General features: G+C 65.6%; 19 protein-coding genes. 14 read left to right on the plus strand and 5 right to left on the minus strand.

The window, feature by feature from the left end; genetic code table 11:
* Positions 1-8 precede the first annotated feature (8 nt).
* From G342_RS0117150 to G342_RS0117170, 5 genes are all read left to right on the plus strand, one after another.
* Positions 9-410: an SUF system Fe-S cluster assembly protein gene (locus tag G342_RS0117150; RefSeq protein WP_018184401.1), complete on the plus strand. Its 402-nt coding sequence runs from the start codon at positions 9-11 to the stop codon at positions 408-410.
* 14 nt (positions 411-424) lie between these two features.
* Positions 425-877, plus strand: coding sequence for a VOC family protein (locus tag G342_RS24480; protein WP_018184402.1), 453 nt, complete (start codon positions 425-427; stop codon positions 875-877).
* A gap of 55 nt (positions 878-932) precedes the next feature.
* The gene (sufA, locus tag G342_RS0117160; protein WP_018184403.1) at positions 933-1,325 is read left to right on the plus strand and encodes a Fe-S cluster assembly scaffold SufA; all 393 of its coding nucleotides are present in this window, start codon (positions 933-935) and stop codon (positions 1,323-1,325) included.
* A gap of 92 nt (positions 1,326-1,417) precedes the next feature.
* Positions 1,418-2,083, plus strand: a complete 666-nt coding sequence (gene tenA / locus G342_RS0117165) for a thiaminase II (RefSeq protein ID WP_018184404.1) — start codon at positions 1,418-1,420, stop codon at positions 2,081-2,083.
* 8 nt (positions 2,084-2,091) lie between these two features.
* A complete protein-coding gene (locus G342_RS0117170) occupies positions 2,092-2,442 on the plus strand; it encodes a TfoX/Sxy family protein (RefSeq protein ID WP_018184405.1) in 351 nt (116 codons plus the stop codon).
* Between the two features lie 53 nt (positions 2,443-2,495).
* Here the strand turns inward: G342_RS0117170 and G342_RS0117175 are convergent, their stop codons facing one another.
* Positions 2,496-5,954, minus strand: coding sequence for an acyl-[ACP]--phospholipid O-acyltransferase (locus G342_RS0117175; protein ID WP_198010815.1), 3,459 nt, complete (start codon positions 5,952-5,954; stop codon positions 2,496-2,498).
* Between the two features lie 190 nt (positions 5,955-6,144).
* Between G342_RS0117175 and G342_RS24485 the strand changes: the two genes are divergently transcribed.
* Positions 6,145-6,756 (plus strand): TetR/AcrR family transcriptional regulator, encoded by a 612-nt coding sequence (locus tag G342_RS24485; RefSeq protein WP_018184407.1) that lies wholly within the window; start codon positions 6,145-6,147, stop codon positions 6,754-6,756.
* Positions 6,757-6,918: 162 nt separating this feature from the next.
* Positions 6,919-7,596 carry a Crp/Fnr family transcriptional regulator gene (locus G342_RS0117185; protein WP_018184408.1) on the plus strand — a complete coding sequence of 226 codons (678 nt, stop codon included), beginning with the start codon at positions 6,919-6,921 and terminating at the stop codon, positions 7,594-7,596.
* Positions 7,597-7,627: 31 nt separating this feature from the next.
* Here the strand turns inward: G342_RS0117185 and G342_RS0117190 are convergent, their stop codons facing one another.
* Together G342_RS0117190 and pgi are read right to left on the minus strand one after the other, a co-directional pair.
* Complete coding sequence (locus G342_RS0117190) at positions 7,628-8,182, minus strand: GNAT family N-acetyltransferase (RefSeq protein ID WP_018184409.1); 555 nt, start codon at positions 8,180-8,182, stop codon at positions 7,628-7,630.
* An 89-nt stretch (positions 8,183-8,271) separates the two neighbouring features.
* On the minus strand, positions 8,272-9,924 hold the full coding sequence (gene pgi, locus G342_RS0117195; protein ID WP_018184410.1) for a glucose-6-phosphate isomerase: 1,653 nt from the start codon (positions 9,922-9,924) through the stop codon (positions 8,272-8,274).
* 221 nt (positions 9,925-10,145) lie between these two features.
* On the opposite strand from pgi, the gene G342_RS24490 reads away from it, so the two are divergent.
* On the plus strand, positions 10,146-11,435 hold the full coding sequence (locus G342_RS24490; protein ID WP_018184411.1) for an ROK family protein: 1,290 nt from the start codon (positions 10,146-10,148) through the stop codon (positions 11,433-11,435).
* A gap of 10 nt (positions 11,436-11,445) precedes the next feature.
* On the opposite strand, the gene G342_RS0117205 is transcribed toward G342_RS24490, so the two are convergent.
* The gene (locus tag G342_RS0117205; RefSeq protein ID WP_026304551.1) at positions 11,446-12,609 is read right to left on the minus strand and encodes a pyridoxal phosphate-dependent aminotransferase; all 1,164 of its coding nucleotides are present in this window, start codon (positions 12,607-12,609) and stop codon (positions 11,446-11,448) included.
* A 145-nt stretch (positions 12,610-12,754) separates the two neighbouring features.
* On the opposite strand from G342_RS0117205, the gene G342_RS0117210 reads away from it, so the two are divergent.
* The 6 genes from G342_RS0117210 (at position 12,755) to aat (ending at position 18,229) form a co-directional block, all read left to right on the plus strand.
* On the plus strand, positions 12,755-14,143 hold the full coding sequence (locus tag G342_RS0117210) for a M48 family metalloprotease (protein ID WP_245557291.1): 1,389 nt from the start codon (positions 12,755-12,757) through the stop codon (positions 14,141-14,143).
* A 59-nt stretch (positions 14,144-14,202) separates the two neighbouring features.
* Complete coding sequence (locus G342_RS0117215) at positions 14,203-14,958, plus strand: DsbA family protein (RefSeq protein WP_018184414.1); 756 nt, start codon at positions 14,203-14,205, stop codon at positions 14,956-14,958.
* Between the two features lie 137 nt (positions 14,959-15,095).
* A complete protein-coding gene (aroQ, locus tag G342_RS0117220; RefSeq protein ID WP_018184415.1) occupies positions 15,096-15,533 on the plus strand; it encodes a type II 3-dehydroquinate dehydratase in 438 nt (145 codons plus the stop codon).
* 36 nt (positions 15,534-15,569) lie between these two features.
* Positions 15,570-16,031 carry an acetyl-CoA carboxylase biotin carboxyl carrier protein gene (gene accB, locus G342_RS0117225; RefSeq protein WP_018184416.1) on the plus strand — a complete coding sequence of 154 codons (462 nt, stop codon included), beginning with the start codon at positions 15,570-15,572 and terminating at the stop codon, positions 16,029-16,031.
* 14 nt (positions 16,032-16,045) lie between these two features.
* A complete protein-coding gene (gene accC / locus G342_RS0117230; protein ID WP_026304552.1) occupies positions 16,046-17,389 on the plus strand; it encodes an acetyl-CoA carboxylase biotin carboxylase subunit in 1,344 nt (447 codons plus the stop codon).
* 162 nt (positions 17,390-17,551) lie between these two features.
* A complete protein-coding gene (gene aat, locus G342_RS0117235) occupies positions 17,552-18,229 on the plus strand; it encodes a leucyl/phenylalanyl-tRNA--protein transferase (RefSeq protein WP_026304553.1) in 678 nt (225 codons plus the stop codon).
* Here the strand turns inward: aat and G342_RS0117240 are convergent.
* On the minus strand, positions 18,166-18,585 hold the full coding sequence (locus G342_RS0117240; RefSeq protein ID WP_018184419.1) for a DUF2155 domain-containing protein: 420 nt from the start codon (positions 18,583-18,585) through the stop codon (positions 18,166-18,168). The two genes, aat and G342_RS0117240, sit on opposite strands and share 64 nt — an antisense overlap.
* Positions 18,586-18,673 lie beyond the last annotated feature (88 nt).

Raw genomic sequence — 18,673 nt, forward strand, 5'->3', positions numbered from 1 at the left:
GATCTGAAATGGACGATATCGCGCTGATCGGCGAAGCGAACAACGAAGCGGCGGAAGCGGATGCGACCGCCGCCCCGGCTGCCTCCGCCATTCCGGCCGAGGAGCTGGAGCGTCTGACCGGCGACATCATCGCCGCGCTGAAGACGGTCTACGATCCGGAGATCCCGGCGGACATCTACGAGCTCGGCCTGATCTACAAGATCGACGTCGACGACGACCGTAATGTCGCGATCGAGATGACGTTGACGGCGCCCGGCTGCCCGGTCGCGGGCGAGATGCCCGGCTGGGTCGAGAATGCCGTCGGCTCGGTGCCCGGCGTCGGCCGTGTCGATGTCACCATGACCTTCGACCCGCCCTGGTCGCAGGATCGCATGTCGGACGAAGCGCGAGTCGCGCTCGACTGGTATTGAGGCCGGCCGTGGGCATGGCGCCGCCGATCACCGGGGTTCTGGAGACGGCGATCTATGTCGACGACGTCCAGCGCGCCGCCGCCTTCTATCGCGACATTCTCGGCCTGCGGCCGCTGATCGCCGACGATCGTCTGGTGGCGTTCGACGCCGGTCCGGCGAGCGTGCTGCTGGTGTTCCGGCGCGGCGCGACGCTGAAGGACGTGCATCTGCCCGGCGGCACGATTCCGGCGCATGACAGCAGCGGCCCCTATCATTTCGCGCTGCGCATCCCGAAGGACAAGCTCGGCGCCTGGCGCGACTATCTGGTGGCGAAGGGCGTCGTCATCACCGCCGAGATGGTCTGGCCGCAGGGCGGCGAGAGCCTCTATTTCAACGATCCCGACGGCCATGTCGTCGAGCTGGCGACGCCCGGCATATGGTCGAACGATTCCGATCTGCCGGTCGGCGCCTTGCAGAACGGGATCTGATGGCCGATCTTAAGGGCCGACAAGGGCGCTTCGCGCCGCGAATTGGAGATATGCCATGGGCGTCCGTTCACGCTTCGCCGTGATGACCCTGACCGAGGCCGCCGCCGAGCGGATCCGCGAACTCGTCGAGGATTCGACCGAGGCGGCTCTCGGTCTGCGCATCGGCGTCAAGAAGGGCGGCTGCGCCGGCATGGAATATACCATGAAGCTGGTCGCCGAGCCTGATCCGAAGGACGAGCGCATCGAGGGCCACGGCGCGACCGTGTTCATCGATCCGGCCGCCGTGCTCTACCTGCTCGGCACCGTCATGGATTTCGAGACGACCAAGCTCCGTTCCGGCTTCGTCTTCAAGAACCCGAACGAGGTGTCGGCCTGCGGCTGCGGCGAGTCCGTCATGCTGAAGCCGGCTGATCTCGCCGAGGCGGCGTCGGCCGCGGCCGACCGTTAACATCCCGCTACCGGAAGGCTAACAGGCGGTGCGCTGTTAACCGCCTGCTTTCGGCTGCGCTGATTTCCCCCGCGTCCACGATGGAGACTGGTTTGTCGAACCTCTTCGAGCGTCTGAAGTCTGATGTCGCCGCCGATTGGCAGGCCTATGTCCGCCACCCCTTCGTGCTCGGCCTCGGCGACGGCACGCTGCCCAAGGCCAGCTTCCAGCACTATCTGGTGCAGGATTATCTGTTCCTGATCGAGTTCGCCCGCGCCTATGCCATCGGTGTCTACAAGGCGCCGAACGCGGAGGAGATGCGCAAGGCCTCGGCCGGCATGCACTCGATCCTGGACGAGACGAACCTGCATCTGACGCTTTGCGCCGAATGGGGTCTTTCTCAGGATGCCGTTGAAAGAACTGTGGAATCCCGAGCCACCGTGGCCTATACGCGCTTCGTCCAGGAAGCCGGTCTGCGCGGAGACATGCTCGATCTCATCGTGGCGCTGTCGCCCTGCGTCGTCGGCTATGCCGAAATTGGCACCGACCTCGCCGCCTCCGGCACCGGCCTCGACGGCACGAATCCCTACACCGCCTGGATCCGCGAATATGCCGGCGAGGGCTTTCAGGCCGTGGCGCAGGCGAGCCTTGCCCAGATCGACCGTCTCGCGGCATTGTCGCTGACCGAGGCGCGCTACCCGCGCCTGCTCGAGACCTTCCGCCAGGCGACGCGGCTCGAGGCCGACTTCTGGCAGATGGGTCTCGATATCGCCGACTGAGGACACCGATGACCGCCGATCTCGACTATCTCGCGGAGTTGTTCGAGCCGGTCGGAAACGTCCGTATCCGCCGCATGTTCGGCGGCCAGGGCATCTTCCGCGACGGGTTGATGTTCGGCCTCGTCGCGGAGGACGCGATCTACCTCAAGGTCGACGACACCACCCGCCCGGCCTTCGAGGCGGAGGGCTGCGACCCGTTCGTCTATGCCTCCAAGAACGGCCGCGAGACATCGCTCGGCTACTACCGCCTGCCCGAACGCCTGTTCGATGATCCGGACGAACTTCGCGATTGGGCTTTGGCGGCGGTCGACGTGGCCATCCGAGCCAATGCCGCCAAGCCGTTGAAACAACGGAAGTAAGGCTTTCACTCAACCCTCGCCCGCAAGCGGGCAGGGGCAGGGTAGACTTGACCCTATGCTTCGACTGTAGCCTCTGCCGGGGGCGCTTTCGCCTTCAACGCGATCTCCGTCACGGCCGTATTATCAACCTTGCCGGAGCCCAGCAGCGGCAGCTTCTCCGCGAAGAGCACCGTGCGCGGCAGCATGATCTCCGACAGGCCACGGCCTCGGGCGAAGCGCTGGAATTCCGAGAGGTCGGCTTCCGGCCGCGCCGTCACCAGCACGATTTCCTCGCCCTTGCGCTCATGCGGCACGGCGGCGGCAGCCGTGGCGTGATGCGGCCAGAATTCGCCGGCCAGAGCCTCGATCGCCGCTAGCGACACCATCTCGCCGCCGACCTTGGCGAAGCGCTTGGCGCGGCCGGAAATCGTGATGAAGCCGTCGTCGATGGTGACGATGTCGCCGGTATCGTACCAGCCGTCCGATGGTGGCTGGAGTTGGCCCGGCGCCTCGGCGCGGTAGTAGCCGCGCATGACATTGGCGCCGCGCACGAGCAGCTTGCCGCCTTCCTGGATGCCGGCGATCTTTTCCAGCCGCGTCTCGATGCCGGGCAGCGCCTTGCCGACCGAGCCGGGGCGATTGGCCATCGGGGTGTTGATGGCGATGACCGGCGATGTCTCCGTGGTGCCATAGCCTTCCAGAAGCCGGATGCCGAACTTCTCCGACCAGACCCGGCGGGTTTCCGGCTTCACCCGTTCGGCGCCGGCGAAGACGTAGCGCACGGAATAGAAATCATAGGGATGCGCCATGCGGGCATAGCCGGCGAGGAAGGTGTCGGTGCCGAACAGGATGGTGGCATTCACGTCATAGGCCATCTCGGGCACGATCCGGTAATGCAGCGGCGACGGATAGAGCATCTGCCGGACACCGGAAAACAGCGGCAGCAGGCAGCCCGCCGTCAGTCCGAAGGCGTGGAACAGCGGCAGTGCGTTGAGGACGACATCCTCGCTCGAGAAATCGATGACGCTGGCGATCTGCTGGCGGTTCGCCTGGATGGCGTGGTGGCTGAGCGAAACGCCCTTCGGCGTGCCCTCCGAGCCGGAAGTGAACAAGACGACCGCCTCGGCTTCCGGACCTATCGGGCGCTGGAAGGCGGCGCGGCTCACAAAACGGGGGGCGATGCCGCCAGCCATGGCGAACAGTTTGCGGAAGAGGCCGATTTCGCCGCGCAGGTCCTCCAGATAGACGAGGCGGGCATTGGCACCGAGGATGTCGGCGAGGGGCTGCAGGCGACCCTTTTCGATGAAGAGCCGCGACGTCAGCACCAGCTTGACCTCGGCGGCCTTGCGGGCGGCTTCGACAGAAGCGGGGCCGGCCGAGAAGTTCAGCATGGCCGGAATGCGGCCGGTGACCTGCAGGGCGAAGAAGGTGACGACGGCGGCGGTGGTGTTGGGCAGCAGCACGCCGACACGCTCGCCCGGCTCCGACAGCTTGGCGAAGGACTTTCCCAGCGCGAAGGCGCCGCGGATGATCTGCGTATAGCCGATCGGGTTGCGCGTGACGTCCTCAAGCACCGGCCGCTTGCCGTGGATGTGGCGGGCGTGCAGCAGGCCGTCGAACAGCGTCTCCGCCGCCGGGCTGGTCGCATAGACCATCTCGGTCATGATCGCCTGCAGATGATGGCCGGCTTCGGTGCGACGTTTGCGGCCGACCAGGCCGGGCGTCAGCGCGATCCGCCGCGAAGGCAGCACGGTCATCTTGATCTCCGGGAAGAGGCGCTGGCGCACCTTGCCCTTCAGCCGCGAGAAGAGGGTGTATTGCGCGCCATCGATGCGGACCGGGATGATCGGCACCTCGGCCAGCGCCGCGATCATCGCCGGGCCGTCATAAACCTTCATCAACGCGCCGGTGACGGTGATGCGCCCCTCCGGGAAGATCACCAGGCGGCGGCCTTCCTTGACCAGCTTGACCATCTTGCGGACGGTGAAGGGGCTGGTCGGATCGACCGGGATCAGATCGAAGAACAGGAACGCCGGCTGCACCCACCAGCGGGTCGCAATGTACTTGTTGATGGCGAAGACGGGCTTGCCCGGCAGCATGCAGCCGAGCAATACGGCGTCGATGAACGAGGTGTGGTTGACGACAACGACGGCCGCGTCCTCGCCGTCGCCGTAATTCTCGAGGCCCTTCACGCGGGCGCGGAAGAGCAGCTGCATCAGGCGATGGCCGATCGCCTTGACCAGTTCGTCGGGCACGAATTTCAGACAGACGATCGCCGCGAGAACGTTGGCGAGGCCGAGCCAGAACAGCAATTGCAGCGTCGTGACGCCGATGGCGAGCAGTCCGGCGGCGAGGCCGGTGCCGATCACCATCAGCGCGGAATTCATGATGTTGTTGCCAGCGATCGCCGAGGAGCGCTCATGCTCGTCGGCGCGCGACTGCAGCAGCGCATAGAGCGGCACAGTGAACAGGCCGCCACCAAAGGCGACGCCGACGAGGTCCACCAGCACGCGGATGCCGGCCCAGGAGGTGATGAAGGCGCTGAAATCGAGGGCGCCGCCGGTGCCGACCGCGCCGAGCGCGGTGGCGGAATGCGACAGGTCGACCAGGAAGAGCGCCATGACAAGCGCGCCGATCGGCGTGTGACGGGCCGAGATGCGGCCGGCCAGCACCTTCGCCGTCGCCGCCGAACCAAGCGCGATGCCGACGACGAAGGCGGCGACGAGCAGATTAGCAACGATCTCGTCGACTTTCAGCGTCGATTTGGCGAAGTCGGGGAAGACCGACATCACGATCAGGCCGATCATCCAGAACCAGGAGATGCCGGAGACGGCGAGAAAGAGCGTCCGCTTGCGGCGGATCGCTGCGAAGGCGCCGCGGCTCGACCCGATCAGCGAAAAACGGAAGCGGCCGGCACCGGGGGCGGGCGGCGCGGAGGGAATGAAGAAGGCCGCGACGGCGCCAATCAGCGCGACGGAGACGAGGCCGACAATGGCGATCCACTTGCCGCCGAGGCCGATGGTGAGGCCGCCGAACAGGGTGCCGAGCAGGATGGCGACGAAGGTCGAACCCTCGAACAGCGCATTGGCGGCGACCAGCCGCTCGCGGCCGACGAATTGCGGCAGGATCGAATATTTCGCCGGTCCGAAGATCGTCGACTGCACCGCATAGAAGAACATGCCGAGCAAGGCGAGGGGGGCCGAATGGATCATGATGGCGTAGGCGGAGAGGATCGCCAGCGCCACTTCGGCGAGCCGGGTCCAGCGCACGACCAGCTTCTTGTCGACCGTGTCCGAGAGACGGCCGGAGACGCCGGAGAACAGGAAGAAGGGCAGCATGAACACGGCGCCGCCCAGCGTCACCGCCACTTGCGGCGACAGGCCGAACAGGTCCGCGCCACCATAGGCGACCATGAAGCCGAAGGCGCTCTTCAGTGCGTTGTCGGCGAAGGCGCCGAACCATTGCACGATGAAGAGCGGCAGGAAGCCCGGCGTCTTCAGGAGCGGTGGCGATCCGGACCGTGCAGGTTCCACGGGCTGGGCGTCCGGCGGGGATGTCTCGGTCAATGCGTCCATGACGTCAAACCTCAGCCTGTTCGCGGCATCTCGCAAGCCGCTTTAATTGAACAATGTTCAATTTATATCTGCGTTTTGAACAATGTTCAATATGTGTTATGCGTCGGCCATGAAAAACCAATCCTGTTGACGCGAAGGACAGCCAAGGATGGCGCGGCGCAGCGACCATGCACCGGAGGAGCTCAAGCGGCTGGCGCTTGAGGCAGCCGAGGTGATCGCCCTGGAGGAGGGGCTGCGCGGCCTGACTGTGCGCCGTGTCGCCGAGCGGATCGGCTACGCGCCCGGCACGATCTACAATCTCTTCGCCAATCTCGACGACCTGATCGTCCAGCTGAACGGCATGACGCTGGACGCGCTGGCGGTCGAACTCGGCGCCGCGGCCGGCGGCAGCCCGGCGACGCGACCGCAGCGTCTCGTCGAGGCCTATTTCGACTTTGTCGAGAGCAGGCCGCGACTCTGGAGCCTGTTGTTTGAGCATCGCCTGCCGGAGGGCGCTGACTTGCCCGACTGGTATCGGCCGAAGCTGGCGGCGCTGATCGGCCTGGTGGCCGAGGCGCTGGAGCCGTTGATGCCGGATAGGTCCGCGGAGGCACGCTACGCGGCCACCGTCACCATGTGGGCCGGCCTGCACGGCATCTCGACGCTGGCCGTATCGGCCAAATTGACGCTGGTCGCCGAGACCGAGCCGCGCCAGCTCGGCCATCTTCTGGTCGACCGGATGCTCGGCAATCGGGACGGAACAGGACCGGAACCCGTATGATAGCCCTGCCTGTAGTATCCATGGACGGAGTGGTTGCGCTCTCAGGGGGGCGCGAGTGGCCTGGCGGTGCTCAGGCGCCCTTGGGCGCCTCGCTCGTCAGGAAGCGAATTGAATGCTATCGGTTGTGGGCACTAGTGGGTGCATTGTCGACGGAGGGCAGGGGTGCAGGTCGCTGAAATCGTAACCTGGCTCGGGCGAACGAGCTTCTTCAACGGCCTGGAGAAGGACGACATCACGCGTCTGGCGCAGATCGCCCGTGTCTCCACCGTCCCCGCCGATACGCTGCTGTTCTCGCAGGGTGATGAGTCCGACGGCCTCTATTCGGTCGTCGAGGGCATCGTGCGGATCTTCCTCACCGCCGACGACAGCCGCGAGCTGACGATCCAGCTATTCGAGGAAGGCGAGGTGATCGGCGAGATCTCGCTGATCGATGGCCTGCCGCGCAGCGCCGGCGCGGCGACGCTGACCGAGGCGAGGCTCATCTTCCTGCCGCGCCAATCGTTCCTCAATTTGCTCGACAGCTCCAGCCAGCTGCAGCGTCAGATCATCTTGAGCCTGTGCGAGCGGCTGCGGCACACCAATGAGCAGGTCAATCGCGCCGTCTTTTCCGACCTTCGCCATCGATTGCTGGTGCTGTTGCGCCAGTTGGCGCTCATCCATGGCCGGATCGAACGCGACATCGCCGTGGTCGAGCTCGACATGACGCAGGGAACGCTGGCGCAGATGCTGGGCGCGAGCCGCGAGGCCGTGAACAAGCAGATCCGCGCCCTGACGAAGGAAGGCCGGCTTTCCGTCGACGGCCACCGCATCGTGGTCCATCGCTCGACCCGCGAAGCCTGAGGCGCCGGTCGAAGCCGGTCATTTCGGGCGACTAGTGCGACAGCCATTTGCGCATGAGCTGAAGCTCGATGGCGAGCGAATGGCCGAGATCGTAGGGCACGATATCGCCGGCGGAGTATCCCGCATTGCGGAACATCGCCGTGACGCCTTGCGGGACGAAGGCGAGCAGGCTGTCGACGCCGGACTTTTTGGCGCTCGCTTCGCTGACGGCGAGCAGGCTTCGGCCGATCTTGCGGCCCGAATGGCTGGGATCGACATAGAAGGCAACGGCGCAGGGGAGCGAGCCCGCCTCGGCTGAGACGTCCGTCCAGCCGCCGCAGCCGATCACGGTTTCATCATTGGTGGCGACGAAGAAGGTCGGGCTCTGGCAAAGGGCGAGGGTCTGGCGCAGATGCCGCTCGATGTAGCGCTGCACAAGATGCGGTCCGTCGCGGCCGAGCCGCGAGTTGCAGAGCGCCTGCACCTGGATTTCGGCGAGCCGGGGGAAATCCGCCTTACGCGCCGGCCGGATGGTGACGCCGGCAATTCCATAATAGGCGGCGACGATTTGCGAATAGGTTTCGAGATTGAAGGCAGCGAGGGACATCGGTAGCACTTGGGTTCACGACGGAACGTTCCGTGCCCGATGCTCCCTCAATCTACTGCAACGCCCTATGACGGACGTCACAGCCAGCCCTATCCGAGCTGGGCGGCGGCCCTGATCAGGCCCGCGGTCGACGAATCGCGGCTCGCGGCGTCGGCGCGACCCTCGACCATCGGCAGCAATTGCAGCGCCAGCTGCTTGCCGAGCTCGACACCCCACTGGTCGAACGAATCGATGCCCCAGATCGCGCCCTGCACGAACACCTGGTGCTCATAGAGCGCGATCAGGCGGCCGAGCGTGTAGGGATCCAGCGTCTTGTAGAGGATCGTGTTCGACGGGCGGTTGCCCGGAAAGGTCTTGTGCGGCGCGAGGCGCTCGACTTCTGTCGGCACCTTGCCTTCGGCGGCGAGTTCGGCGCGCGCCTCGTCGGTGGTGCGGCCGCGCATCAGCGCCTCGGTCTGCGCGAAGCAGTTGGCAAGCAGCAGCGCATGATGGACGCCGTCGGTCTCGTGCGCCTTGGCCGCGATCAGGAAATCGCAGGGGATGACGTCGGTGCCCTGGTGGATCAGCTGGTAGAAGGCGTGCTGGCCATTGGTGCCGGGCTCGCCCCAGACGAGCGGGCCGGTCGCGAGCGTCACCGGCGTTCCCTCGAGCGTGACGCGCTTGCCGTTCGATTCCATGTCCAGCTGCTGCAGATAGGCGGCGAACCGCTCCAGGCGCTGGTCGTAGGGCAGCACGGCCTTGGCCGGGAAGCCGAGGACATTGCGGTTCCAGATGCCGATCAGCGCCAGCATGACCGGCAGGTTACGATCGAGCGGCGCGGTCCGGAAATGCTGGTCCATGTCGTGCGCGCCGGCCAAAAAGGCGCGGAAGTTCTTGTTGCCGATGGCGATCATCACCGGCAGGCCGATCGCCGACCAGACCGAATAGCGACCGCCGACCCAGTCCCAGAAGCCGAAAACGCGTGAGGCGTCGATGCCGAAGGCGCCGACCTTGTCGAGCGCGGTCGACTGGGCCGCGAAATGCGCGCCGACCGCCTCTTCGCCGAGCGCCTCGACGATCCAGCGGCGCGCGGTCGCGGCGTTGGTCATCGTCTCGATCGTCGTGAAGGTCTTGGACGCGACGAGGAACAGGGTGGTGGCCGGGTCGAGCTTGGCCAGCGTGTCGTGGATATGCGCGCCGTCGACGTTGGAAACGAAGTGAAGGCGCGGGCCGTCATGATAGGGGCTGAGCGCCCGCGTCACCATGGCCGGGCCGAGATCCGAGCCGCCGATGCCGATATTGACGACGTCGGTGAAACGGCCGCCCGTGCCAGCGATCGAGCCGTCGCGCACGCCTTCCGCGAAGGCGGCCATCGCGTCCAGCACGGCGTGCACGTCTTCGACGACATTCCGGCCGTCGACGAGATAGGTCTCGCCGGGCTGGGCGCGCAGCGCGACATGCAGCACCGCGCGGTTCTCGGTGACGTTGATCTTCTCGCCGGCGAACATCGCGTCGCGGCGCTCCTCGACGCCGGCGACCCGGGCGAGGTCGAGCAGGCCGACGATCGCGGCGGCGTCGATGCGGTTCTTCGAATAGTCGAGCAGCAGATCATCGACGGTGAGGGAAAGGCGGCTGAAGCGCGCCGGGTCGGCCGCGAACATGTCGCGCATGGTCTGGGCCTCGACCCGGTCGCGGTGACCGCGAAGCGTCGAGAATGCGCTGGTGATGGCAGCCGCCGTAGCGGCGGTTCGGGCGACGGTCATGGGTGGACGTCCTTCGAAGCGATGAGCCTACGGGGCGTGACGACATACGACGCTACCGGCGGCTCGGCAAGACCACCCCGCAGGGCGGCCCGGCAATTTGGCGCGCACACCCGCGCACCCTTCTCGCCGATTATGCTAGGTTTCCGCCCAGGCGACGGCCGGACGAATTGTCCTTGGAAATCAATAATCGATAGATCATTCTGCGGCCTGGGGAGAGAATCGTGCAGAGCAAAGCCGACACTGAACTCGTGCGTCGCCAGAACCGGGGTCTTGTTCTGGGCGCTGTGCGCCGGGCCGGGCCGTTGGCGCGCGTGGAACTCGGCCGGGAAACCGGCCTGAGCCCCGCGACCATTTCCGCCATCACCGGTGATCTTCTCGCCGAGCACATTCTCGTCACTGCGAGCATCGACGAGCGCGCCGAGCGGCCGCTGGGGCGAGGGCGCCCGCGCGTCGCCCTGACGCTGAACGCGGAGGCCGCCTATGTGCTGGGCGTCAAGGTCTCGCTCAATACAGTGACGCTGCTCCTTAGCGATTATGCCGGCCATCTGCGCGACCGCAGCCGCTATGCGATCCCGACCATGGGGCCGGATTCCGCCGCCTTTGTCGCGCGGCTGATCGAGATCATTCGCGGCTATTTCGTCGATCGCGAGATCGAGCCGTCGCGGGTTTCGGAGATTTCCATCGCCATACCCGGCACCACGGACGAGACGACGGGCACGCTGTTGTGGAGCCCGACCGTGTCGGTGGATGTCGGGCCGATCCCGGGACCGGTCGCCGATGCCTTCGGCATCCCGGCGTCGATGACCAACGACGTCAACATGATGGCGCAAGCGCTGAACTCGCGTGATCCGGTGCGTTTCGGTGGCACCTTCGCCGTCATCTTCATCGCCTATGGCGTGGGCATGGGGCTCTACATCAATGGCAAGCTGTTTACCGGCGCCTATGGCTCCGGCGCCGAGTTCGGCCATGCCAACCACATGCCGGGCGGGGCACTCTGCCGCTGCGGCCGACGGGGCTGCGTCGAGGCCTATGTGGCCGACTACGCGATCTACCGGTCGGTCGAGAACCTGCCCCCGGACGAGCCGCCCACCGAGATCGATCCCGACGCCGAGACGATGCGCAAGCTCGAGGAGCGGGCGCGCGCCGGCGAGGATCGTGTCCGCATGGCCTATCACCAGGCTGGCCTTGCCCTCGGCTTCGGCCTGTCGCGATTGATCGCGCTGCTCAATCCGCAACGCGTCGCCTTCACCGGGCGCGGTGTCGCCGCCTTCGACCTGATGGAGGCGGGTTTCCGGGCCGGCCTGGACGAGGGGCTGGTGAGCGAGCTGGCGCGGATGACGGAGATCGAGGTGTTCTCGGCCGAGGACGATCTGGTCGATGTCGGCATCCTCGCTGGCGCTATGCAGCGTCTCGACCGCGAGGTTTTCGCCAGTTCCGACCACGATCCGGTGCAACTGCCGGCGCCGGCCACGGCGTCCCGCGCCGAACCGACGCTCGGCGCCAAGGCCTAAGGTTCCTGCCTCAGGCTAGCCAGCGCTCCAGCCGCTCCGCCGCTTCGGCCATTTCCGCCGTCGCGCCGGCGAAGGAAAAGCGGATATGGGCGTGGCCGTGGACGCGATCGAAATCGGCGCCCGGCGTCGCCGAGATACCCGCCTCGGCCAGCATCTTCTGTGCGAAATCGGCTGAATCGTTCGAGAACCGCCGCACCGAGGCGTAGATGTAGAAGGCGCCGTCGACAGGGAAATAGTCGTCGAAGCCGATCTTCGGCAGCTTTTCGAGCAGCAGCCGCCGATTGGCGGCGTAGCCGGCCTTGATGATCTCCAGCTCCTCGGTGGCGTCGAACGCGGCGATCGCCGCGCGCTGCGACAGGTCCGGCGCCGAGATGTAGAGGCTCTGCGCGATCCGCTCGACCGGGCGCACAAGCCCCTCCGGCAGCACCATCCAGCCGATGCGCCAGCCCGTCATGCAGTAGTATTTCGAGAACGAGTTGATGATGATGGCGCGGTCGCTCGTCTTCAGCGCCGTCTCGGCGACGCCGTCATAGACGAGGCCGTGATAGATCTCGTCGGAGATGAAGCGGATGCCGAGCTCGTCGGTAGCGCGCACGAGGGCGGCGAGCGCTTCCGGCGTCATCATTGTGCCGGTGGGATTGCCGGGGCTGGCGACGAGGATGCCGGCCAGCGGCGTTTCCGCATGCACCCGTTCCAGCATCGCCGGGGTAATGGCGTGCCGCGTGTCGGCGCTGGTCTCGATCTCGACCACTTCGAGCCCGAGCGCGGCCAGGATGTTGCGATAGGCGGGATAGCCGGGCGAGGCGATCGCGACGCGGTCGCCGGGATCGAACGCAGCCAGGAAGGCGAGGTTGAAGCCGGCGGACGAGCCGGTCGTGATCGCAATCCGGGAGGGCGGCACGTCGACGCCATGCCTGTCGGCGTAATACTGCGCGATCCGCTGCCGCAGCGCCCGCGATCCCAGCGCTTCCGTATAGCCGATCCGGCCGTCGTCGAGGGCGGCGCGGGCAGCGTCCAGCACCGCTTTGGGGGCCGAGGCGCCGGGCTCGCCGATCTCCATCCTGATAATCCGTTCGCCCTTGGCGATCCGGTCGAAAGCCGCCGACATCACGTCCATCGCGATGAACGGGGCGACGGCGCTGCGGCGCGACGGCGGACGATCGGAGGCGGTCATGACGAGCGGTTCCATCTCTGGATGAAAAGTCTTGCTATCGCCCCATTTTCTGCGCATCCGTCCAAGGGGGATGCCGCTGGCGACAGCGCGAGCGGCTTCATACAATTCGTCGGCCTTTAGGGAAAGGCTGGAGGAGGAGGGACGGGTGTTGAAATCAGCGCAGCGCATCATGCGGGGCCTCATGGGAGGCGTCGTCGGCGCGGTTCTGCTCGCCCCGATGGCGAGCGGTCCGGTCGCGGCACAATCGAGGCCTGCGCTGGTTCGCGACGCGGAGACCGAGGCGCTGATCCAGGACTACCTGAAGCCGATCTTCAAGGCGGCGGGCCTGCGCTCGTCATCGATCGAGCTCTATCTGGTCAATAGTCCCGCCTTCAACGCCTTCGTCGCCTCCGGCGACAAGATCTTCGTCAACACCGGCGCGATCATCGATTCGCAGACGCCGAACGAGCTGATCGGCGTGCTGGCGCATGAAACCGGCCATCTTGCCGGCAACCATCAGATCCAGCTCCGCCAGCAGCTCGAGACCGCGCGGACGATGGCCATGATCGGCAGCGTCGTCGGCATGGGGGCTGCGATCGCCGGCGCCGCCAGCGGCTCGGGCGACGCGGCGCGGGCCGGCGGCGGCATTGCCATGGGCTCGGGCGAACTCGTCCGGCGCGGGCTGCTTGCCTATCAGCGGTCGGAAGAGATGGCGGCCGATCGCTCGGCGCTCACCTATCTGGACAAGAGCGGCCAGTCGGCCAAGGGCATGATCCGGACGTTCGAGCGCTTCTCCGACAACACGCTGTTCTCCAGCCGTGGCGCCAATCCCTACCTGCAGAGCCACCCGCTGCCGAACGAGCGCATCGACCTCATTCAGGGCGCGGCGAAGAAGAGCAAATTCTACAACACCAAGGATTCCCCAGAGCTGCAGGCGCGCCACGACATGGTGCGCGCCAAGCTCTCGGCCTTCTCCGAGGATTCGATGCTTGTGATGCGGCGCTATCCGCCGAGCGATACGTCGATGCCGGCCCGCTATGCACGCGCCATCCTCGCCTACCGGACGGGCAATTCCCGCAATGCGCTCGATCAGATCTCGTCGCTGATCAAGTCGCGGCCGAACTTCCCCTATTTCTACGAGCTTCAGGGCCAGGTTCTGCTTGAGAGCGGACGCGCCAAGGAAGCCGTGGCGCCGCTGCGCAAGGCGGTGGCCGCCGCGCCGAAATCGGGCCTCTTGCGCATCATGCTTGGCCAGGCGCTGGTTGAGCTCGGTGACAAGAAGTCGATCGACGAGGCGGTCAAGAACCTGACCATCGGCCTGCAGACCGATCCCGACATGCCGATCGGCTATCGCAGCCTGGCGCGCGCCTACGCGATGCGCGGCGACGTCGCCATGGCGGATCTTGCGACCGCGCAGGGCGAGTTCGCCGAGGGCAAGTTCAAGGAAGCGAAGGCGCGGGCCAAGCGGGCCCAGGGCCAATTCAAGACCGGGTCGCCGGCATGGCTTCGCGCCGACGACATCGTATCCTACGCGCCACCCGCGAAGGGCAAATGATTCATTCAGCCCCGGGTCGCGTTGGGCGATTCCCCGTTGGGCGCAAACAGGTGACGAGAATGTCGAGACTTACCCTTGCCGCGGCGCTCGCCGCCCTGACCCTGGCGACGGCTCCGGTTCAGGCCGCCAGTTTCTCCGAAAGCCAGCGCACCGAGATCGGCGACGTGGTCAAAGATTATCTCATGCAGCATCCGGAAGTGATCCGCGATGCGATGCAGGAGCTGCAGCGCAAGCAGGAAGTGGCGGAGGCCGAGGCGCGCCGGTCGGGCGTCGCCAAGTACGCCGACACGCTGTTCAACTCGAAGCGCCATGCCGTGATCGGCAATCCCAAGGGCGACGTCACGCTGGTCGAATTCTTCGATTACAACTGCGGTTACTGCAAGAAGGCGCATGCCGACATGGCGCGGCTGCTCGAAGAAGACAAGGGACTGCGCGTCATCCTGAAGGAGTTCCCGGTGCTCGGTCAGGGCTCCGAGGAGGCGGCGCAGGTCGCGGTCGTGGTCAACAAGATCGCGCCCGACAAGTACCGCGCCTTCTATGACGAGTTGCTGATGAGCCGGGGACAGGTCGATGGTGCCCGCGCGCTCGCCGTCGCCGCCGATCTTGGTCTCGACAAGGCCGCAATCCAAGCGCAGCTGAAGGACCCGGAAGTCGCGGCCACGATCAACGAATCCTATGGACTTGCGTCGGCGCTCGGCATCAACGGAACGCCTTCCTACGTCCTGCAGGACGATGTCGTGGTCGGCGCCGTCGGCTACGATACGTTGAAGGAGAAGATCAAATCCGTGCGGGATTGCGGTTCGGCCAGCTGCTGACCGTCTGGACAAGATTCATGGGACAGTATCCCCGAGGCGAAGGTTTCGGGGCTTTTCCTTTATTCCTCGACCCCCTATAACCGGCCAACCTCGCCGCAAGGGCCTGTCCTTGCATGGCCCTCGGTAGAAAATCATCGATGACAGTCGCAATCCTCGTTCTCAACGGCCCCAACCTCAACATGCTCGGCAAGCGCGAGCCTGGTGTTTATGGCGCCAAGACCTTGGGTGAAATCGAGGCGGATACGAAGGCCGCCGGCGAGCGGCTTGGCATGGCAGTGGAATTCCGCCAGTCGAATCATGAAGGCGTCCTCGTCGATTGGATCCACGAGGCGCTCGGCCGGTACCGGGGCATCGTGATCAATCCCGGCGCCTACACGCATACCTCGATCGCCCTGCACGACGCGATCCGCGCCGTCGGCCTCCCGACGATCGAGCTGCATCTCTCCAATGTCTTCGCCCGCGAGGACTTCCGACATCATTCCTATGTTTCCCCCGTCGCCGCTGGCGTGATCTGCGGTTTCGGAGCCGCGGGCTACGGCTTGGCGCTTCAGGCGCTGCAGCCGCTCGTCGACTGAGCGAGGGGAAACGGCTTCCATGAAAGAACAAAGGGCATGACGAGCAAAAATTCGACGATCGACCAGGACCTGATCCGCCAGCTGGCCTTGCTGCTGACCGAGACGGATCTCACCGAGATCGAGGTTGAGCACGAGGATCTGCGGATCCGCGTCGCCCGTACGGTGACGGCTGCCCCCGCGGCCTATCACGTCGCGGCGCCGGCGGCTCCCGTCGCTCCGGTCGCCGCCACGGTAGCCCCGTCCGAGGTCAACCTGGCGAGCCATCCGGGCATCGTCCCGTCGCCGATGGTAGGCACCGCCTACCGCTCGGCCGAGCCCGGCGCCAAGACCTTCGTCGAGATCGGCGACGCGGTTCGCGAGGGCCAGACCCTGCTGATCGTCGAAGCGATGAAGACAATGAACCAGATCCCGGCGCCGCGTTCCGGCGTCGTCAAGGCGATCATGGTCGAAGACGGTCAGCCGGTCGAGTATGGCGAACCGCTGCTGATCATCGAATGAGCGCCGTGGTGCCGATGTTCAACAAGATCCTGATCGCCAATCGAGGCGAAATCGCCCTCCGCATCCTTCGGGCCTGCAAGGAGCTGGGGATTCAGACAGTCGCAGCGCATTCGACGGCCGACGCCGATGCGATGCATGTCCGGCTCGCCGACGAGAGCGTCTGCATCGGCCCGCCGCCCGCGCGTGACAGCTATCTCAACATTCCGTCCCTGCTCGCCGCCTGCGAGATCACGGGCGCAGATGCCATCCATCCGGGCTACGGCTTCCTGTCGGAAAATGCTCGCTTTGCCGAAATTCTCGAAGCGCATAATCTGACCTTCATCGGACCGAAGTCCGAGCACATCCGCATCATGGGCGACAAGATCGAGGCCAAGCGCACGGCGAAGCGCCTCGGCATTCCGGTCGTCCCTGGTTCGGATGGCGCCCTGAAGGACGAGGCCGACGCGATCCGCAACGGCGCCGAAATCGGCTATCCGGTGCTGATCAAGGCATCGTCGGGCGGTGGCGGCCGCGGCATGAAGGTCGCGCGCTCGGAGGCCGATGTTGTCATCGCCTTCCAGACCGCCCGCTCGGAGGCGAAGGCCGCCTTCGGCGACGATGCCGTCTACATGGAAAAATACCTCGAGAAGCCCCGCCACATCGAGATCCAGGTTCTCGGCGACGGCAAGGGCTACGCCGTGCATCTCGGCGAGCGTGATTGCTCGCTGCAGCGCCGTCACCAGAAGGTCTGGGAAGAGGCGGGTTCGCCGGCCCTGAACGCCGAGGAGCGCGACAAGATCGGCGCCGTCTGCGCGAAGGCCGTCGCGGATCTCGGCTATATCGGCGCCGGTACGATCGAGTTCCTGTACGAGAATGGCGAGTTCTATTTCATCGAGATGAACACCCGCCTGCAGGTGGAGCACCCGATCACGGAGGCTGTCACCGGCATCGATCTCGTCAACGAGCAAATCCGCATCGCCGCCGGCAGCGGGCTGTCGTTCCGCCAGGAAGACGTCACGTTCGAAGGCCATGCTATCGAATGCCGCATCAATGCCGAGGATCCGCGCACATTCGTGCCGTCGCCCGGCAAGATCACCTATTACCACCCGCCGGGCGGTCTTGGTGTTCGCGTCGATTCCGGCGTCTATCAGGGCTACAAGATCCCGCCCTACTACGACAGCCTGATCGGCAAGCTGATCGTGCATGGCCGCAACCGCGTCGAATGCATGATGCGGCTGCGCCGCGCCCTGGACGAATTCGTCGTCGATGGCGTCTCGACGACGATCCCGCTCTTCCGCCAGCTGGTGGACGATCAGGACATTGCCGACGGCCGCTACGACATCCACTGGCTGGAAAAGAAGCTGGCTGTGGACCGCTAAGGGTCGGGCCGCATCCGCCTATCGGGAGCCACGGGAACATGACAATGTTCTCGTGCTCTTCCGGGGAGGGGTGCACAATGCGCGGGATTCGTTTAGTCAGTGAAGCAGGGGCCGGTTTCGGCCCGGCAGTCTCGGCTTTCGGTCCCCGCGTCGCGTGATCCCATGGCCCGCCAGTCTGACCATATGCCCGATATCACGCCGCAAGTTCTCCTGAAGGCGTATGCGTGCGGCATCTTCCCGATGTCCGATTCGGCCGACGATCCCGGCCTGTACTGGATCGAGCCGGAAAGCCGAGGCATCTTCCCGCTCGACGCCTTCCACGTTCCGCGCCGGCTGGCGCGTACCATGCGGCATCAGCCTTACGAGATCCGTATCGATTCGGATTTCGACGCCGTCATCGCTGGCTGCGCCGGCAACGCCGCTTCCCCCTATCGCGACAAGACCTGGATCAATCAGCGCATCCGCGCGCTCTATCATGAGCTGTTCGTGCTGGGGCACTGCCATACCGTGGAGGCCTGGCAGGACGGCAGGCTGGTCGGCGGGCTCTATGGCGTGCGGCTCAGGGGAGCTTTCTTCGGCGAAAGCATGTTCAGCCACGCGCGCGACGCGTCAAAGATCGCGCTCGTTTATCTGGTTGCCCGCCTGAAGGCCGGCGGTTTCAGCCTGCTCGACGCGCAGTTCACCACCGAGCATTTGTCGCAGTTCGGCGCGATCGAGGTCGACCGCGACGACTACCATGCGCGTCTGGAGACGGCTCTCACCAGCGAGGGGGACTTCTACGGCTTGGACGGATGCGCCACGGTCGACGAGGTCTTGCAGTTGGCCAGCCACACGTCATAGACGGCGTGGTCGACGGCATGCAGGCCGGGACTGTCGGCGAACATCCAGCCAGTGAAGATCCGGCGCACCTTGCGGTTCAGCGTGATTTCATCGACCTCGACGAAGGCGTCGGTCTGCGGCTGCTCCGTCGCCGGGCGCGAATAGCACGCCCGCGGCGTCACCTGCAGGGCGCCGAATTGCACCGTTTCGTCCATATAGACGTCGAAGGTGATGATCCTGCCAGTGATCTTGTCGAGTCCGGCGAACTCGGCGACCGGATTGGTGATCCGTTCCGCGTGGGCGGTGCCGACGAGGAGAGAGGCCAGGGCTGCCGCGACAACAGTCGCGCCGCAGCGTCGTGTAATGAAACGTGTCATGGGATTCCGATGATGACCTCTGCACCGCCGGTTGGGTGCTTAACACGCGATTCCGGCGGGGAAAAGGCGTTGCGCGCAGGACGAGCGC

Origin of the sequence: Kaistia granuli DSM 23481, from assembly GCF_000380505.1 — a bacterium.
In the GTDB taxonomy this organism is placed as follows: domain Bacteria; phylum Pseudomonadota; class Alphaproteobacteria; order Rhizobiales; family Kaistiaceae; genus Kaistia; species Kaistia granuli.

Bases quoted from the DNA above. Each gene is read 5' to 3' on its own strand.
- G342_RS0117150 (WP_018184401.1), top strand. From the start codon at position 9: ATGGACGATATCGCGCTGATCGGCGAAGCGAACAACGAAGCGGCGGAA.
- G342_RS0117170 (WP_018184405.1), top strand. From the start codon at position 2,092: ATGACCGCCGATCTCGACTATCTCGCGGAGTTGTTCGAGCCGGTCGGA.
- G342_RS0117240 (WP_018184419.1), bottom strand. From the start codon at position 18,585: ATGACACGTTTCATTACACGACGCTGCGGCGCGACTGTTGTCGCGGCA.
- G342_RS24485 (WP_018184407.1), top strand. From the start codon at position 6,145: ATGGCGCGGCGCAGCGACCATGCACCGGAGGAGCTCAAGCGGCTGGCG.
- sufA (WP_018184403.1), top strand. From the start codon at position 933: ATGGGCGTCCGTTCACGCTTCGCCGTGATGACCCTGACCGAGGCCGCC.
- aroQ (WP_018184415.1), top strand. From the start codon at position 15,096: ATGACAGTCGCAATCCTCGTTCTCAACGGCCCCAACCTCAACATGCTC.
- aat (WP_026304553.1), top strand. From the start codon at position 17,552: ATGGCCCGCCAGTCTGACCATATGCCCGATATCACGCCGCAAGTTCTC.
- G342_RS24480 (WP_018184402.1), top strand. From the start codon at position 425: ATGGCGCCGCCGATCACCGGGGTTCTGGAGACGGCGATCTATGTCGAC.
- G342_RS0117190 (WP_018184409.1), bottom strand. From the start codon at position 8,182: ATGTCCCTCGCTGCCTTCAATCTCGAAACCTATTCGCAAATCGTCGCC.
- accB (WP_018184416.1), top strand. From the start codon at position 15,570: ATGACGAGCAAAAATTCGACGATCGACCAGGACCTGATCCGCCAGCTG.
- G342_RS0117215 (WP_018184414.1), top strand. From the start codon at position 14,203: ATGTCGAGACTTACCCTTGCCGCGGCGCTCGCCGCCCTGACCCTGGCG.
- pgi (WP_018184410.1), bottom strand. From the start codon at position 9,924: ATGACCGTCGCCCGAACCGCCGCTACGGCGGCTGCCATCACCAGCGCA.
- G342_RS0117205 (WP_026304551.1), bottom strand. From the start codon at position 12,609: ATGACCGCCTCCGATCGTCCGCCGTCGCGCCGCAGCGCCGTCGCCCCG.
- accC (WP_026304552.1), top strand. From the start codon at position 16,046: ATGTTCAACAAGATCCTGATCGCCAATCGAGGCGAAATCGCCCTCCGC.